The sequence below is a fragment of the Paenibacillus sp. S28 genome (genome assembly GCF_016624415.1).
Taxonomy (GTDB): Bacteria; Bacillota; Bacilli; order Paenibacillales; family Paenibacillaceae; genus Paenibacillus_AQ; species Paenibacillus_AQ favisporus.
Window position 1 is genome coordinate 99,879 of record NZ_JACVTM010000008.1, and the last position, 17,515, is coordinate 117,393.

The 17,515-nt window shown below is 56.8% G+C and carries 17 protein-coding genes; 16 read left to right on the plus strand and 1 reads right to left on the minus strand.

The genetic code is table 11. The annotated features are described in order from the left end of the window. Positions 1 to 34: 34 nt before the first annotated feature. The 15 genes from IAE55_RS19810 to IAE55_RS19880 all read left to right on the plus strand — a co-directional run bounded on the left by IAE55_RS19810 (position 35) and on the right by IAE55_RS19880 (position 14,950). A complete protein-coding gene (locus IAE55_RS19810; RefSeq protein ID WP_105444128.1) occupies positions 35 to 397 on the plus strand; it encodes a DUF3147 family protein in 363 nt (120 codons plus the stop codon). A gap of 15 nt (positions 398 to 412) precedes the next feature. After that, positions 413 to 811 (plus strand): DUF3147 family protein, encoded by a 399-nt coding sequence (locus IAE55_RS19815; RefSeq protein ID WP_145156570.1) that lies wholly within the window; start codon positions 413 to 415, stop codon positions 809 to 811. A gap of 145 nt (positions 812 to 956) precedes the next feature. Next, entirely contained in the window at positions 957 to 1,502 is a 546-nt protein-coding gene (gene hpf / locus IAE55_RS19820; protein WP_200633666.1) for a ribosome hibernation-promoting factor, HPF/YfiA family, read from the plus strand. A gap of 260 nt (positions 1,503 to 1,762) precedes the next feature. Beyond that, entirely contained in the window at positions 1,763 to 4,369 is a 2,607-nt protein-coding gene (gene adhE, locus IAE55_RS19825; protein WP_200633667.1) for a bifunctional acetaldehyde-CoA/alcohol dehydrogenase, read from the plus strand. Positions 4,370 to 4,473: 104 nt separating this feature from the next. Further along, entirely contained in the window at positions 4,474 to 5,097 is a 624-nt protein-coding gene (gene mobA, locus IAE55_RS19830) for a molybdenum cofactor guanylyltransferase (RefSeq protein ID WP_200633668.1), read from the plus strand. Between the two features lie 110 nt (positions 5,098 to 5,207). Continuing rightward, positions 5,208 to 7,478 (plus strand): formate C-acetyltransferase, encoded by a 2,271-nt coding sequence (pflB, locus tag IAE55_RS19835; protein ID WP_200633669.1) that lies wholly within the window; start codon positions 5,208 to 5,210, stop codon positions 7,476 to 7,478. A gap of 75 nt (positions 7,479 to 7,553) precedes the next feature. Continuing rightward, complete coding sequence (gene pflA / locus IAE55_RS19840) at positions 7,554 to 8,291, plus strand: pyruvate formate-lyase-activating protein (protein ID WP_200633670.1); 738 nt, start codon at positions 7,554 to 7,556, stop codon at positions 8,289 to 8,291. Between the two features lie 294 nt (positions 8,292 to 8,585). Next, entirely contained in the window at positions 8,586 to 9,314 is a 729-nt protein-coding gene (locus IAE55_RS19845) for a Crp/Fnr family transcriptional regulator (protein ID WP_200633671.1), read from the plus strand. Between the two features lie 362 nt (positions 9,315 to 9,676). Further along, a complete protein-coding gene (locus IAE55_RS19850) occupies positions 9,677 to 10,123 on the plus strand; it encodes a hypothetical protein (RefSeq protein ID WP_200633672.1) in 447 nt (148 codons plus the stop codon). A 34-nt stretch (positions 10,124 to 10,157) separates the two neighbouring features. After that, a complete protein-coding gene (locus IAE55_RS19855) occupies positions 10,158 to 10,811 on the plus strand; it encodes a response regulator transcription factor (RefSeq protein WP_076168789.1) in 654 nt (217 codons plus the stop codon). Further along, on the plus strand, positions 10,804 to 11,925 hold the full coding sequence (locus IAE55_RS19860) for a sensor histidine kinase (protein ID WP_200633673.1): 1,122 nt from the start codon (positions 10,804 to 10,806) through the stop codon (positions 11,923 to 11,925). The genes IAE55_RS19855 and IAE55_RS19860 overlap by 8 nt, the downstream gene beginning before the upstream one ends. Positions 11,926 to 11,987: 62 nt before the next feature. Beyond that, the gene (ndk, locus tag IAE55_RS19865) at positions 11,988 to 12,392 is read left to right on the plus strand and encodes a nucleoside-diphosphate kinase (protein ID WP_145156579.1); all 405 of its coding nucleotides are present in this window, start codon (positions 11,988 to 11,990) and stop codon (positions 12,390 to 12,392) included. Between the two features lie 227 nt (positions 12,393 to 12,619). Next, complete coding sequence (locus IAE55_RS19870; RefSeq protein WP_105443826.1) at positions 12,620 to 12,808, plus strand: hypothetical protein; 189 nt, start codon at positions 12,620 to 12,622, stop codon at positions 12,806 to 12,808. Positions 12,809 to 13,067: 259 nt separating this feature from the next. After that, positions 13,068 to 13,613: an OsmC family protein gene (locus IAE55_RS19875; protein ID WP_076168781.1), complete on the plus strand. Its 546-nt coding sequence runs from the start codon at positions 13,068 to 13,070 to the stop codon at positions 13,611 to 13,613. Further along, the gene (locus tag IAE55_RS19880) at positions 13,610 to 14,950 is read left to right on the plus strand and encodes an LLM class flavin-dependent oxidoreductase (RefSeq protein ID WP_200633674.1); all 1,341 of its coding nucleotides are present in this window, start codon (positions 13,610 to 13,612) and stop codon (positions 14,948 to 14,950) included. Before IAE55_RS19875 ends, IAE55_RS19880 begins: the two co-directional genes overlap by 4 nt. 382 nt (positions 14,951 to 15,332) lie before the next feature. On the opposite strand, the gene IAE55_RS19885 is transcribed toward IAE55_RS19880, so the two are convergent. Next, positions 15,333 to 16,265, minus strand: a complete 933-nt coding sequence (locus tag IAE55_RS19885) for a carbohydrate deacetylase (RefSeq protein WP_200633675.1) — start codon at positions 16,263 to 16,265, stop codon at positions 15,333 to 15,335. 297 nt (positions 16,266 to 16,562) lie between these two features. On the opposite strand from IAE55_RS19885, the gene IAE55_RS19890 reads away from it, so the two are divergent. Then, positions 16,563 to 17,468: a hypothetical protein gene (locus IAE55_RS19890; RefSeq protein WP_200633676.1), complete on the plus strand. Its 906-nt coding sequence runs from the start codon at positions 16,563 to 16,565 to the stop codon at positions 17,466 to 17,468. Positions 17,469 to 17,515 lie beyond the last annotated feature (47 nt).

Consider the following 17,515-nt stretch of genomic DNA (forward strand, 5'->3'; position numbering starts at 1 on the left):
TCACAAAATTGGACGGGGGAGATTGGACATGGCTCTGGCTCATCTATCGCTGATAGGCATTTTGCTGCGGTTCCTTCTGGGAGGCGCAGCCGTGGTGGCGGCATCACTTATTGCCAAACGCGCGGGAGGAGCTGTCGGCGGCATTTTTGCCGCGTTTCCAGCGGTTTTTCTGGCGGCGCTGCTGACGATGAGGTTTGATTACGGGGCCCGTGAACTGGTCGCCCATTCGATTGATTTGTCCCAAGGCGCTTTGATCGGTATGGCGATTAATGTAGCGTGCGCCGCGGCGGCAGGCTACTTGTGCACCAGCAGAGGATGGAAGAAGGGGCTGACCTTGTCCGTAGGCGGCTGGCTGCTCGTTTCGTTCACGATATCCTATGTGCTGTTCAGCTTGTAAAGGGGGAAACAGGAAATGAAATTACGGGAGCTGCTGCTTCGGTTCGTGTTGGGCGGCCTGGCGGTCGTATTGAGCTATATGGCGTCGGTCCTGCTGCCGTGGAAGGCGCTTGGCGGTATTTTTGCGGCGTTTCCCGCCGTGATGGTCGTCGCCGTGCTGATGGTCGGCCTCAGCCAGGGCTCGGAAAAGGCGGCCGCGGTTGCCAGAGGTTCGGTATACGGGATGACCGGCTGCGCCGTCTGTGTCGTGACGGTCTGGTATGCCCTGAAAATAACCGGCGCCTGGTGGCCCAGCCTGATGCTGGGACTTATAGGCTGGTTTGCCGGCTCGTTTGCGCTGCTGAAAGTGAAGGAGAAAGTGCAAAAAATCCAGCATATGCACCGGCTGCCGCGAAAACAGACCAAGCATGTGTAAATGGCCGACTTGCGTCAAGGATCAGTCATGCGCAGGGATGCGGGACGTTTCCGGGTTAGTGTGATATTTTTCACAGCGCAGGGTGCCCAGCCGTTTTACAATAAAGTCATGCAAGAGTCCTTTCCCGTTGAAGGAGGCAGATCCCATGGCTACACACATTCATGGCAAACATTTTGAAGTGACACCGGCGCTCCAGGCGTATGCCGAGCAGAAGATCGGTTCGGCCCAATCCTGGTTTGACGAGACGGTGACCATCCATGTTACCCTGCTGCTGCAGGCCCGGAAACAGGAGCATGTCGTTGAAGCTACCATTCCCTATCACGGCATGGTCTTTCGGGTCGAAGTGAAGGATGCGGACATGTATGCCGCCATTGACCAGGCCGCGGATAAGCTGGACCGCAAGCTCCGCAAGTACAAGGAGCGGGCGCGCCGCAAGCTGCGCAGCCACGGGAGCTCGGTCGGCACCGGCATTCAGGACGGCGGACAGCCGGAACCGGAAGCACCGGAGGAAGCCTTTGTCATTGCAAAAGAAAAGCGGCTCGTGATGAAGCCGGTGGATCTGCAGGAAGCTGTGCTGCAGATGAATTTGCTGGACCACAGCTTCCATCTGTTCTTGAACCGGGATACCAACCGTGAGGAAGTCGTTTACCGCAGGGCGGACGGCACTTACGGGCACCTCTTTGCTGATTAAGCCAGGTTTGTTGTCTTCAAGTCTTGATGACTCCTAACTGCTATTCCTTTGCGCCGAATGGAGAGCCATAGCTCCATTCGGTATTTTTTTGTTTAGACGATAGAATTTCGCAAAAAGCGCCTAAGCACCGCATTTTTCGGACCTTTAAAATTTTATAGATCGATGTGAGTAATGTCATAGTTAGCCCCCCTGGGGTTCCAGTAGGATGAACTCATCAAGGAGATGAGGGACCGGTAAAGGTCTCCAAGGAGGAGAAAACGATGGCTGTTAAAGAAAGCAAGCTGGAAACAAAGAACTCCGCCCAAGAAGAAGTGAACCGATTGGTCGCCCGCGCCAGGAAGGCGCAGGAAGCGTACCTGAACATGAATCAAGAGGAAATTGACGAAATCGTACAGGCGATGGCGCTGGCCGGCTTGGACCGGCACATGCCGCTCGCGAAGATGGCGGTCGAGGAGACCGGCCGGGGCGTCTACGAGGACAAAATCACCAAGAATATATTCGCGACGGAATACATCTATCACAGTATCAAGCATGACAAGACGGTCGGCGTTATCGAGGAAAACGCGTTTGAGAGCTACAAGAAGGTCGCCGAGCCGGTCGGCATCATCGCCGGTGTTACACCGGTGACGAACCCGACGTCCACGACCATGTTCAAGACGCTGATCGCAACGAAGACGCGCAATCCGATCATCTTTGCCTTCCACCCTTCCGCCCAAAAGTGCAGCGCTGAAGCAGCCCGCACGCTGCGTGACGCCGGAATCGCGGCCGGCGCGCCGGAGCACTGCGTGCAGTGGATTGAAACGCCGTCCCTAGAAGCGACGCAGCTGCTGATGAACCACCCCGACGTGGCGCTCGTGCTGGCAACCGGAGGCTCGGCGATGGTGAAATCCGCCTACAGCACGGGCAAACCCGCGCTTGGCGTCGGGCCGGGCAACGTTCCCTGCTTCATTGAGCAGTCTGCGGATTTGAAGCAAGCTGTGACCGACTTGATTCTCTCGAAGACGTTCGACAACGGCATGATCTGCGCTTCCGAGCAGGCGGTCATTATCGAGGAGCCGGTGTACGACCAGGTCCGGAAGCTGATGAAGGACAGCGGCTGCTACTTCCTGAACAAGGCCGAAACCGAGGCCGTGTCCAAGCTGGTCATCAACAGCGAGAAGTGCGCGGTGAACGGGGTCATCGTCGGCCAGTCGGCGGTAAAAATCGCCGAAATGTCCGGCATTCAGGTGCCGCAGGACACCAAAATTCTCGTGGCCGAGCTGGCGGGCGTCGGTCCGGCCTACCCGCTGTCCGCAGAGAAGCTGAGCCCGGTGCTTGCCTGCTATAAGGTCAAGACGGCGGCGCAGGGCATCGAGCGCGCGGCCGAAGTGGTCCAATTCGGCGGCATGGGACACTCGTCCGTCATCCATTCGAACGATGACGCCGTCATCCAGGCGTTCGCCAACCGCCTGCAGACCGGGCGCGTGATCGTCAACTCGCCTTCGACGCACGGGGCGATCGGCGACATCTACAACACGAACCTGCCGTCGCTGACGCTCGGCTGCGGTTCGTACGGACACAACTCGACGACGTCCAACGTCACGTCGGTGAACCTGATCAACGTGAAACACGTGGCCTACCGGACGGTCAACATGCAGTGGTTCAAGGTTCCGCCGAAGGTCTATTTTGAGAAGGGCGCGACGCAGTACCTTGAGAAAATGCCGAACATTTCCCGTGTGCTGGTCGTCACCGACGAGATGATGGTCAAGCTGGGATACGTCGAAAAGGTGGAGTACTACCTGCGCAAACGCGTCAACCCGGTAGCGATCGAAGTGTTCTCCGACGTGGAGCCGGATCCGTCCGTCGAGACGGTAGAGCGCGGCACGAGGCTGATGGAGAGCTTTAAGCCCGACTGCATTATCGCGCTCGGTGGCGGCTCCCCGATGGATGCGGCCAAGGCGATGTGGCTCTTCTACGAATATCCGGACACCAGTTTCCACTCGCTGAAGCAGAAGTTCATGGATATCCGCAAGCGGGTCTATAAATACCCGCGTCTTGGCGAAAAAGCCCAGTTTGTCGCCATCCCGACCACTTCGGGCACCGGCTCGGAAGTAACCTCTTTTGCCGTCATCACGGACAAGAAGGAAGGGAATACGAAGTATCCGCTTGCCGATTACGAGCTGACGCCGGACGTGGCGATCATCGACCCGGAATTCGTGTACAGCCTGCCGAAAACGGCGGTGGCCGACACCGGCATGGACGTCCTCACGCATGCCATCGAGGCGTACGTTTCCGTCATGGCGAGCGATTACACCGACGGGCTTGCGCTTCATGCGATCCGGCTGGTTTTCGAAAATCTGGAAAAGTCCTTCCACACGGCGGATCCGCTGGCCAGGGAGAAGATGCATAACGCGTCGACGATTGCCGGCATGGCGTTTGCCAACGCCTTCCTCGGCATCAACCACAGCCTGGCCCACAAGTGGGGCGGCCTGTACCATACGGCCCACGGGCGGACGAATGCGATCCTGATGCCGCATGTCATCCGGTACAATGCGCAGAAACCGACGAAGTTCGCGTCGTTCCCGAAATACAACCATTTCGTGGCCGACCTGCGCTATGCGGAAATCGCCCGGATGCTCGGTCTGCCGTCCCGGAATACAGAGGAAGGCGTCAACAGCCTGATCGAGGCGGTGCGCAAGTTGAACCAGTCGCTGGGCATTCCGGAGAAATTCCAGGATCTCGGCTTTGATCCGGCCGATTTCGAGGCCAAAGTGGATTATTTGGCCGACCGTGCGTTCGAAGACCAGTGCACGACGGCCAACCCGCGGATGCCGCTGGTCAGTGAACTGGCGGACGTTTACCGGAACGCCTTCTACGGCAAATTCTAGGAGCTGCACCGCATGATCCAGCCGGCTGTCGACCGAAAGCGTCGGCAGCCTTCTTGTTTCAGAATCGTGATGTGCGTTGATCGCAGTGGAAAGGAGTGATTCATATGCTGTCCGGCGTTATTTTGGCAGGCGGCAATCATGGTTCTACGAAAGGCGCACCTACCCTATTCCGGATGATTCAAGGAGAAACGCTGCTGCAGCGGCAGGTCCGTGAAATGCGGAAGTGCTGCGGCGAGATTACGATTGTGACGGACGATCCCCGGCCGCTGCTTCGCCAGGTGGACCGGGATATCCGGATCATTACGGATTATTATGTCGGAAAAGGAATGCTTGGCGGCATGCACGCGGGCCTCTCCCTGTCTAAACACCGGGCCGTGTGGATCATCGGGTGCCACATGCCGTATCCCTCGGCCGACGCCGCTGAGCTGATGGCGCTGAGGCTGGAGGACGGGCTCGACGCCGTCCTGCCGATGATCGGCGGCAGGCTCCATCCGCTTCACGGTATTTATGAACGCTCCTGCGCCGTGTATTTTGGGCAGTTTTTGGAGAGCGGCCATACGGAAGCTGATGGTCTGGTTCGCCAGCTTCGTTATCTGACGGTTGCGGAAACGGATTTCGGATATCAAGGCATGGACGGCGGCTTTGTTCGCACACTCGAAGATGCTTGGGGAGATGCGCTGACCGAATTTTTGGCTGACGAAGGGAAAGCATCAAAATCGTTCAAATAAAAATATGCGGCAGCGAAGATGGTGAGAAAAGTGAAAAGAGTGAGAAAAATCACTGTCTTTAACCTGTGAAAAAAGTAACATGAAAGCATAGAAAACGGAGGTGCTTGATCATGGCGATGAAAGAAAGCGAAGTAAAGAACCGGGCTGGATTCGAGGAGGCATGGCGCGGTTTTGCGGGAGGCAGCTGGCAGAAGAATATTGACATCAATTCATTTATCGGGTGCAACCTCACATCGTATGAGGGCGATGAGCAGTTCCTTGCGCCGCCAACAGAGAACACGCTGGAGCTGTGGGAGCAGGTCAGCCAGCTGTTGAAGGAAGAGCGGGAGCGGGGCGGCGTTCACGACGTGGACGTGAACACGGTCTCCACCATAACCTCGCATGCACCGGGATACATCGACCAAGACAAGGAAACCATCGTCGGATTGCAGACCGACGCACCGCTTAAGCGTGCCGTTCAGCCGTTCGGCGGTATCCGGATGGTCGTCGATGCCTGCAATGCATACGGGTATCAATTGAACCCGGAGCTGGAGCGCATGTTTACCGATCTGCGCAAGACGCATAACCAAGGCGTGTTTGACGCCTATACGTCCGAGATGCGAGCAGCCCGCAAGGCCGGCATTATCACGGGCCTTCCGGATGCCTACGGACGGGGCCGGATTATCGGCGACTACCGCCGCGTGGCGCTGTACGGTGTCGACCGCCTCATCCAGGGCAAGAAGGAGGAGTTGCTCCAGCTCGAAGTCGACGCGATGAGCGAAGACGTCATCCGGCTGCGCGAAGAGCTGTCCGAACAGATCCGAAGCCTCGGCGAGCTGAAGGCGATGGCCGCATCTTACGGACATGATATCTCGAGACCCGCGATGAACGCCAAAGAGGCGGTGCAGTGGCTCTACTTCGCTTATCTGGCAGCCATTAAGGAGCAGAACGGAGCGGCGATGAGCCTCGGCCGGGTATCCAGCTTCCTGGACATTTATATCGAGCGCGACCTCGCGGAAGGCACGCTGACGGAGAGCCTGGCGCAGGAGATCGTCGACCATTTCGTCATGAAGCTGCGGATCGTCAAATTTTTGCGCACGCCGGACTACAACGAGCTGTTCAGCGGCGATCCGACATGGGTGACCGAGTCGGTCGGCGGCATGGGGCTTGACGGCAAGACGCGCGTAACGCGGAACTCCTTCCGCTTCCTGCATACCCTCTACAACCTGGGACCTGCGCCCGAGCCGAACCTGACGGTGCTATGGTCGGCGCAGCTGCCGGAGAACTTCAAGAAGTTCTGTGCCAAAGTGTCGGCTGAGACCAGCTCGATCCAGTACGAGAACGACGACCTGATGCGTCCGCACTTCGGCGACGATTACGGCATCGCCTGCTGCGTATCCGCGATGCGGATCGGCAAGCAGATGCAGTTCTTCGGAGCCCGGGCCAATCTGGCCAAGGCGCTCTTGTACGCCGTCAACGGCGGCGTAGACGAGAAGAGCGGCGCCCAGGTCGGACCGGCCATCGCGCCGATCACGTCCGAGGTGCTGGACTATGAGGAATTGAAAGCGAAGTTCGACGTCATCCAGGATTGGCTGGCGAAGTTGTACATCAACACGCTGAACGTCATCCACTACATGCATGACAAATACTGCTACGAGCGCATCGAAATGGCCCTTCATGACCGGGATATTGTCCGGACGATGGCCTGCGGCATCGCCGGCCTGTCGGTCGTGGCCGACAGCCTGAGCGCCATTCGTTACGCGAAGGTTCGCCCGATCCGCAACGAAAAAGGGATCGCGGTCGATTTTGAAATCGAAGGCGAGTATCCGCAATACGGCAACAACGACGACCGAGTCGACCAGCTCGCCGTGGAGCTGGCAGAAGGGTTCATGAACCGGCTGCGCAAGCATAAAACATACCGCGGCGCGATTCCGACCATGTCGGTTCTGACGATTACGTCTAACGTCGTATACGGCAAGAAGACGGGCAGCACGCCGGACGGCCGCAAGGCCGGACAGCCGTTTGCACCGGGGGCGAACCCGATGCACGGACGCGACCGCAAAGGCGCGCTCGCTTCGCTGGCTTCGGTCGCCAAAATCCCTTACGAGCACAGCCTGGACGGCATTTCCAATACATTCTCGATCATTCCGAAGGCGCTCGGCAAAGAGGACGTAGCCAGACACAGCAACCTGGCGGCACTGCTGGACGGCTATACCGCTAGCGGCGGACATCATCTGAACGTCAACGTCTTTAACCGCGAGCAGCTGCTGGATGCAATGGAGCATCCGGAGAACTATCCGCAGCTGACCATCCGGGTATCCGGCTATGCGGTCAACTTCATCAAGCTGACGCGGGAGCAGCAGCTGGATGTCATCAGCCGCACGTTCCACGGAGAGATCTGAACGTTACCGTTACGATTCGCAAAGCAATAAAGCAATGAAATCAAAAGTTGTCATCAAGAGAGGAGCGTGGCCCGCATGAAAGGCAGAATACATTCCATGGACACCTTCGGTACGGTGGACGGACCGGGCATCCGCTTCGTCCTGTTCATGCAGGGCTGCGCGCTGCAGTGCCAATTTTGCCATAACCCCGATACATGGGACACGAAGGGAGGACGCCAAGTTACCGTCGAGGAGATTCTCCGGGAAATCGAACCCTATGTGCCTTACTATAAAAGCTCGGGTGGCGGCATCACGGTGACGGGGGGCGAACCGACGCTTCAGGCGCCTTTTGTGGCGCAGCTGTTCAAGGCTTGCAAGGAGCGGTTCGGCCTGCATACGGCGCTCGACAGCTCAGGTTTCTGCGAACCGTCTCATGCAGGCGAGCTGATGAAGTATACGGATCTGGTCCTGCTCGATCTGAAGCAGCTGAACAACGAGAAGCATGAGCGGCTGACCTCCCAGCCGAATGACCGGATCCTGAAATTTGCGGCATGGCTGTCCGCCATCGGGAAGCCGGTATGGATTAGACATGTTCTGATACCGGGGATCACCGATCAGGCAGGAGATCTGACGCTGCTGGGGGAATTTATCGGACACCTGCGCAATGTGGAGAAAGTCGAGCTGCTGCCCTATCACCGGATGGGCGTATACAAATGGCAGCAGTTAGGTAGAACGTACGCGCTGGAAGAGGTGCCTACGCCAAACGACCGCGAGGTGGAGCGCGCAAGAGAGCTGATCGAAGCGGCGCGGAGGGTGGCGGCGTCCCGGTCATAATAGCGAGAAGCGTGCCGTGAATAGGAAGTGGCAGCCCTTAGCCCCGGCGCTATTGCCGAATTGTTCGCCGGAATACTCTCTGCCCCTCGGTTCCATTCGAATCCGTCCGGGTATTTCCTGAGCACTGCTTCGTTCCTTTTAAGGGACTGACCTAAGGGATTTACCACGGTAGGTGTGATTTTTCTCATAGGATCAGGGGGTTACCCCTATGAAAAATCAGTGCATCCCCCGATAGGTTAATCCATCCCGAAGGGTTATGATAAAGGCAAAGATGTGCGGAGGGGGAAATGAACGATGGGGCAGACCGTGACGGGAACAAAGGCGAAGCATCGCCGGGAGGGCTTGGAGCCGCTGCTGTCGCAAGAGAGCTTCGAGAAGCTGGAGAGCATCATGTATAAGCGCAGCGCGGAAAAGGGCAGCTGCCTGTTCTGGGAAGGCGATCCGGCCGACAAGCTGTATTTCATCATCGAGGGCCGGGTGAGAACGACGAAGACCTCGGACAGCGGGCGGGCTTTGACGCTGTATCTGCATCATGAAGGGGATCTGGTCGGACAGATGGATCCGTTTCAGGATTCGGTGCACAGCTTCAGCGCCGAGGTCATGGAGGATGCCAAGGTCGGGGTCATTCAGCGCAAAGACCTGGAGGTTCTGCTCTGGCAGCACGGCGATCTGGCCGTCGAGTTCATGAAATGGATGGGCCTGATGCATCGTTTGACGCAAACCAAATTCCGCGACCTCATGATGTTCGGCAAGACGGGAGCGCTCTGTTCGCTGTTGATTCGACTTGGGAATTCGTATGGAACGGAGCGGGAAGAAGGCGTCTATATCGATTTGAAAATCAACAATTCCGAAATGGCCGACATGATCGGGGCCACGCGCGAAAGTGTGAACCGGATGCTGAGCGATTTGAAAAAGGAAGACGTGATCGAAACGGTGGATGGCCATATCATTATCAAGGACCTTCACTATCTGCAGGATATTTGCCGCTGCGAGAACTGTCCGAAAGAAATATGCCGTATGTAATCCGGACCGGAGTAGGGAAGACCGGGCAGCTGCTGCCTGGTCTTCCTTTTGCTGCGCAGCAGGCATTCCGTACGGAGTGAGCCCACATTACAAACCAAGCTGGCCGTTTTGCATATATAGGTGGCAGCTCCCTGAGCTGGGAATCGGGGGATCCCCTTACATCAAACAGGCGGGCTTTTTTAGAAATCAGAAAATATAAACGGACGAGGCTAAACATCCTGATCTCGCAAAAAAACTTCAACTAAACGCGGTCCGGATTCATAGAATGTACGTCGCTAGACGTTTCTATTTTCAATAGAACTATTGGGAAAATAAGAATAACGATGTTCATGAAGCGCACGACTCGATAGAGGGGGATATGCATGGAAAGGGCAGTGACAGACGACGAATTCGACCGCCGGCTGGAATGGATTCGCCTGAAAAGCGGAAGCGATTTCATCGCTTATGCGCAGCCGGCCGGCAGCTCCCGCAGGATGGGATGGGACCGCATCCTGGGTGGCAGCAATGTCCGGGTGCGGCAGATGACGATCAAGCCCGGCGTTGGTTTGGGCGGCATGGTGATGCGCCATGGCACGGTATATACGGCTCACGAAGGGGAGAACCCGTTCATGCGTGAAGAATGTCCGGTTATGCTCGCCGAAAAGCTGCTCTCCGGTATGGCATTTCCGGTAACCACTGGCCATTCTACTGCCAGCAGCGGTATTCTATTGCTAGGGAGACGGGATGGCAGGGCATATGCCAAGACGGAGACGGCGTGGATCAAGTCCGCGCTATCCGGACGAAGCGCCTGTGAACCCGGCAAGAAATGATATGATTAGATCATAAAAGCAAAAGGAGGACGCCATGATCAACATTATCATTGTGGACGACCATGCCATGGTCAGGTCCGGGCTTCGCATGCTGCTGAGCGCGGCGCCCGACATTGAGGTGGCGGCTGAAGCATCCGAAGGGGACGAAGGCATCCGCATGGCTCTTGAGCATCAGCCGAACGTTGTCCTGATGGACTTAAGCATGCCTCACGGGAAGGACGGGTTAACGGCGGCGACCGAGCTCAAGCAGCAGCTGCCGGACGTGGCGGTTCTCATTCTGACCATGCATGACGACGACGAATACTTGTTCCGGGCGATTCATGCCGGCGCCGCGGGCTATGTGCTCAAGAGCGCGCCCCATGAAGAGCTGCTTACCGCGATCCGCACGGTCGCCGGAGGTGACGCCTATTTGTACCCGACGGCGACGAAGCGGCTGATGAACGAATATGTGGAGCAGATGCGGAGGGGCGAGAGCACCGATTTGTTCGACGGCCTCTCGGAACGCGAGAAGGAGGTCTTGTCGCTGACGGCCATGGGCTATGCCAACAAAGAAATCGCCGAGCAGCTCGTGATCAGTGTCAAGACCGTCGAGACGCATAAGAGCAATCTGATGGAGAAGCTGGGGCTGAAAACCCGGCCAGAGCTAATTAAATACGCCATGAAGAAGGGGCTGCTGCAATTTGAATAAACAACCGGAACCCGGAAGGAAGATCATCGCCGAGCATGTCGAGTCGCTTCTGTCCCAGCTCGATGAGCAGCTCCCGGAATCCCGGTTCCGCACGGACTTGCGGGAATCGCTGAAACAGCTGGCGGATGTCAAATTCGCTCTGGACGAGTCTTCGATCGTGGCGGTGACCGATCGCCGGGGGAAGATCCAATACGTCAACGATAAATTTTGCGAAATCTCAAAATACGACCGCTCCGAGCTCTTGGGCCAGGATCACCGGATCATCAACTCAGGGACGCATTCCAAAGCGTTTATGCGCGACTTGTGGAGCACCATCTCCACCGGCCAGGTCTGGACCGGAGATATCCGGAACCGGGCCAAAGACGGGACTTATTATTGGGTGAACACGACGATCGTCCCGTTCATAGGCGAGGACGGGAAGCCTTATCAATATTTGGCTATCCGCAACGAAGTCACCCGCCTGAAAAAGGTGGAGGAAGAGCTGCAGGAAACGCTGGCCAAGGTCATGACCATTCAGGAAGAAGAGCGGCGTAAATTTTCGCGCGAGCTCCATGACGGCATCGGGCAGAGCTTATTTTCCCTGCTAATCCAGCTGGACCGGGCCATTGCCTCCCCAGAGCCTGAAAAAGAAGACCTTCGCGGGATCCGTGAGCACGTCGCGGGGGTGATCGAGGAAGTCCGGGGGCTCGCCTGGGAACTGCGGCCGTCCGTTTTGGATGACCTCGGCATCGTCCCTGCGATCCGTACTTATATCGAAAACTATGCATCCCATTATGGGATCAAGGTTGCGTTTGAATGCAATTTGCGCAAGCGTCTGGATATCCAGAAGGAAACCGTGATCTACCGGGTCATTCAGGAGGCGCTGACCAATATCGCCAAATATGCCGACGTTTCCGAAGCTGAGGTGGAGATCAGGGAGCAAGAAGAAGAGGTTGCCGTGCGCATCAGCGACCAGGGGGCCGGTTTCGAGCCGTCTCTGCCAACCCAAGGGGTGGGACGCTTCAGTATGGCGGAGCGGGCCCGGATTGCCAGCGGCCGTCTCCGGATCGACTCCGCGCCGGGAAGCGGGACGACGGTAACGTTGACGCTGCCGAAATCAACGGCGAAACTGTGAGAAAGCTCACTTCTTTTTTTCGACTTAACCCGTAAGATGGGGGCTAGAAGGAGATGACAACGATGAGCGAAAAAGCATTCGTCATGATTAAACCCGACGGCGTCCGGCGGGGGCTGGTCGGCGAAATCGTCAGCCGCTTTGAGAAGAAGGGACTCCGTCTGCTGCGCGGCGAAATCATGGAAATTTCCCAGGAAACGGCGCGCGTGCATTACGGCCATCTTCAGGACAAGCCGTTCTTTGAAGAACTGGTCGAATATATTACGTCCGGACCGGTTTTTGCCATGATCGTGGAAGGGAAGGAAGCGGTGGCTAACGCGCGTTCCCTCATCGGTCCCACCAATCCGGCTGAGGCGCCTCCCGGCACGATCCGTGGCGACTTCGGGCTGGCCGTTGAAGAGAATGTCATCCACGGATCCGATTCGCCGGAGCATGCGCGCAGGGAAATCCGGTTATTTTTCGAAAAATAGCGTTTGAACGCCACAAGTGTAATATAGGTCACAGTTTCAACTCATGTTCGGATATATAATGAAAATGCAGGGGGAAGCCGAAAAGAGCACGAATGCCGGACTTTCAAGCATTGTAACTTTGGAGCCCGGCCTCTTCCGCCCGATGATGTGAAGTGTTTCACAACTCTGGCAGTCTTTCGCATCATGACCTGGATGAGCAGTCCTATCACGAGAAGAGGTGAACGGTGATGACCGAGATCAATCGACTCCGCGACCTGACGACGTTTATGATCCACTGCTGTTATACTTGTCCGAAAGCTTACGAGTGCACGACCGAAGAGCAATGCCTGGCCTGCTGGAAGGCCCAGCATACAGGTGTTGAAGAGGAGCCGGATGCCGAAACGACGGAAAAGCTTTTGAAGGAGTACGCACTTTAGGCCGAGCATGACGGGTGAACGCCCTGAGAAAGCTATTTATTCCAAATTAAGGTTTGTCTCAAATAGGCTAGATCAATGGGTCGTCGTTTTCGGCGGCCTTTTTTGTATGGATTTAAATTTTGCATGCGCGAATTGGATTTTTCTATTACACAAGCCGCTGGAGTTCCCCTATATTTATAATTACTACATTTCTTATAGGATTTATAGAAAATTCCGTTGGTGGCATGGCGGAAAATATCAGTGGGAGGCGAAGTCCAATATGGCTGATCTGAATGAGTATTTGAAGCAAAAGAGGAATGCGCTGCTGCTCCGGCGAGCAAAGGCCGAAGCGGAGCCGGCGCAGGCCGTCAACACGCTGCGTGCCAAAGTGTCGGCCAAGGGAAGAAGCGGAGTTCGCGAAATCCGGATCCGGGATTACCGGGTGATCAGCGACAGTCCGCCTGACTTTGCCGGCTATGACCTGGGGCCTTCGTCACCTGAGCTTCAGCTCGGCGTGCTCGGCAGCTGCCTGACGCATATTACGCTCATTCAAGCCGCGGAACGCGAGGTGTCCCTGCACAGCCTGGAAGTCGAAGTGGAGGCGCAGATGCATCCGCTGGCGGGAAGACCCGGATACGAGCATATCCCTATCTACCCGCATGACATCCGCTACCGGCTGATCATTGAATCGGACGAAAGCGAGGAGACGCTGCAGGCGCTGCACGAGGCTGTCGAACGGGTCTGCCCGATATTCAATTTGCTCCGCGATCCCCAGGCGATCGAAGGCGAGCTGGTCCTCAGCCGGCCGGAGGAGGCTGTACGATGACCAGAAGGCAATTAAAGCTGGGTGCAAATCTCAATGGCGTCGGCAACAGCATTTCTTTATGGAGGCATCCCTCTATTCCCACCGATGCGAGCGTAAGCCTGGAGTTTTACAAGAAGCAGGCGCTGAAGGCGGAAGAGGGGAAATTCGATTTGCTGTTCATCGCAGACGGTTTGTACATTAACGAGAAATCCAATCCCCATTTTCTGAACCGGTTCGAGCCGCTGACCCTGTTGTCCGCACTGGCGGCCGTGACGACGAATATCGGCCTCGTAGCCACCCTGTCCACATCCTACAGCGAGCCGTTTACCGTAGCCCGGCAGTTCGCTTCCATCGATAAATTAAGCGGGGGCAGAGCGGGTTGGAATGTGGTCACCTCGCCGCTGGAGGGCTCTGCGCTCAATTTCGGCAAGGGAGAGCATCCCCAGCATTCCCTGCGGTACGAAATCGCCGAGGAACATGTGGAAGTCGTCAAAGGGCTGTGGGATTCCTGGGAGGATGACGCGTTTGTCGGAGATAAGGCGGCAGGGGTATTTTTCGACCCGTCCAAGCTGCATACGCTGCACCATCAAGGCAAGCACTTTTCCGTGCAGGGGCCGCTCAACATCGCACGGTCAAAGCAGGGGCATCCGGTCATCTTTCAAGCCGGATCCTCCGAGTCCGGCAGGGATTTGGCGGCCCGCACCGCGGACGCGATTTATACCGCACACGAGACGCTGGAGGAAGCACGCGCTTTCTACCAGGACGTCAAAGCTCGAGCCGCATCGTACGGCCGCAAGCCGGATGAGCTGCTGATCTTTCCAGGCATCGGGCCGATCGTCGGCCGCACTGAGGAGGAGGCGGAGCGGAAATACCGCGAGATTGCGGAGCTCGTTTCGATCGATCAGGCGCTGAATTACTTGGGACGTTATTTCGACCATTTCGACTTTTCGCAATTCCCCTTGGACGAGCCGTTCCCGGACATCGGCGATTTGGGCAGCAACAGCTTCCGCAGCACGACGGACAAAATCAAGCAGGAAGCCAGGGAGCAGGGGCTCACGCTCCGCGAAGTGGCGCTGCGGGCTTCGACACCGCGCACCTCGTTTATCGGTACGCCGGAGCGGGTCGCCGACCTGATTCAGGAATGGTTTGAAGAAGGGGCGGCCGACGGCTTCAATGTCCGGACTGTGGTGCCGAACGGTCTGGCTGATTTCGTCGATCTCGTGGTGCCGATCCTTCAAGCGAGGGGGCTGTACCGGACGGAGTACGAAAGCGATACGCTGCGCGGGAATCTCAGGCTGCCGGTCCCGGCCAACCGGTACGCGGCTCAAAACCTCGCCAAGGCAGTCCACGAAGCTTAGTCGTCATTGCACCGGCATGCTTGGCACTGCATCGGTGCACGGAAAGTACCTTCCACCGTTTGCAGCCGTTTCATTGCAGCATATCTACTGCCGATTCGTTCGGTTGACCGCCGTGGACTAAGGAGAAGAAGATGCTTTCTTCTCCTTTTTTTGCCGTTCCTTCCAAATCCGTAACAAAACACCTGTATCGTCCCCTGAAGCGGGTTTATGCTATTAAACGAACTGTAAACCTATGGAAACGACGCGTTTGTGACGGTGCGTCCACCCGCAGCCGTGAGTCGTTCCAAGTGAATGCAGGAATGAACTGCTGAATCCTTTTGCACATTCCTTGTGAGGTTTATCATGCGATGGAAAGCCCTCCACATGGAGGGCTTTCGGCATGTTACGGCAGGGGAGGCTTCCCGGAAGGGGTTCCGGAACGCCTGCGCCGGCGTGTATGGTTTGCGTGCCTGCCGGTTTGCGTGATCGACGAGCGCGATCTCCTTTTCGCTAAAGAGCTTCGCGGGACGGCGGTTTTTTTAAGCGGGGCTGCGGATGAAACTCCGTCATCGGATAAAACGGGGCGCTCCCTCACGGCGTTAAAATTCACCGGTTCAATGGAACATGCTTGCATCGTCCAAGCAATTTCGGGATTGGTAAATACCCGAAGCTCGCGCTCCCGGATCTCTGTCCATTCGGTCAAGCCCCGCAGCACGTCATCCACGTAACCGGGATGGCACATAATCTCGGTAATCCCATCCGGAGCAGAGCGGATATAGTGCAGCAGCCGCTGCAGGCCTTCGCTGTCGCCATAGGTGTCCAGAAGGACCCGGTCTGTCATTTTCAGAGCAGGCGGGGAAAGATGAGGGTGTTCAATCTGCGATCTCCGGAGCGGGATCCGGTGCCTGCACGCCAGCTCAGCCATCACTCGGTAGATCACAGGGTCGTCCTGATGCAGCAGCTGATGTGCATCCAGGTGTGTGGGGAACAGGGAGGTTTCCAGGAACCGGTTCCACTGGGCATCCAGCTCGGCGGCAACATCGGCGGCATTCCGGCTGCGTCTGATTTTACCATCAAGAAATACCCCGTTCTCTCTCACCAGCGAAGGGACGGCAGCCGGGTCCGACAAGGGCCGTCCATATGTCAGGTTAAAATGCAGCCCGACCCCGAGACCGGGCAGCGAGCGTGCTGCATGCACAGCGTCTGCCAAACCGGGCATATTGACCATCATCGAGGTGCTGGTGATTCCACCGGCTCGGTATGCCTCAATAATGCCGCGGTTCACGGCAGGTGACAGGCCAAAATCGTCGGCATTGATAATGACTTGCCGGTTCATCGCAGCGCACTCCCTCCATCGTTCATAGAATCTGGCCATAAATAACCGATTATACAGCTTAATGCGGTACGCAGGCGTTTGGAAACGTACGGACGCCCGGCTGGGAAGGTTTTCCCCCATCGTGCCCGGACAGCGGTGACCGGGCGCATTTTTATACTTTTTTTAGATTTGGTTTAGAGGCGTTTTAGAGACGGGGGATAAGATGGTGTTAGAGGGCCAGGGCGAGTCCGCTCCGAAGGCGGACGGCAGCTGCCATCCCGGGACCCGGGCTTTCTAATTCTTGAAACAATGGAGGATATGATGAGAAAAAAATTGTTGTCGGCAGGAGCGGTGGTCGGGCTGGGCGCGGTTATGCTGTTCGCAAGCGGGTATTCCGTCATGGCGAACACATCCGGATATGAAGCTTACAAATCAGCGTTTACGCATACGAAGGGTGCTGACAGTATGGCTTCCCATGTCGTATGGAGTTTGAGCGATAACGGTACGAAGGTGCTGTCCGGTACGGCGGACATGAAGGTCAATCACGCCAAGCAGGCGATGAGCATGACGGCGGTGATAGACGACGGTACACGGACACATACGATGCAGACTTACAGACAGGACGGCAAGATGATTCTTAAGAGCAGTGATTCGGAAGTATATCGGGTGATGGACCAGGCGCCAGAGTGGCAGCATGACGGTAAAGCGGCCCAAATGCCGCAAGCCGCGGAGCAGGTAATGGAAGCGCTGATGGGGAACATCAAGGATTTGGCGACAGTGGAGACGGGCAGCGACGGTACGAAGGAGGCGGAGCTCCATTTATCGGGCAGCCAGATTCCGGCCGTGGTGAATGCCGTAGGCTCACTCATCGCTTCCAAGGCCGGCAGCGCGGATGGCTGGAATCACGGTGCGGCGGCCCAGGGACATCTGCCGGCCGGAAATTCGGAATGGAAGATGAATCTGCCGAAGCTGACGGATGAGATCAAGGTGGTGCAGGTCGATTTGGATGCCAAAATCGGCAAAAACGCTGCCTTGGAAAACCAATCGGCGGAAATCCGGGTTACGGGGAAGGATGCGGCAGGAGCAGCGCATGTGCTCACCTTCCAGCTGAACGCCGGCTTCTCGGGGTATGACGCAACGACGCCCGATCGGATCGATCTCGCGGGTAAACAGACCGAGAAGGTCGAAAACCATTGGGATAGAAACGGCTGGAAGCATCACTAAGCAGGAAGGCTAAGCAGGAAGGCGGCGGCCGGGCAGGAGAAGGTCCG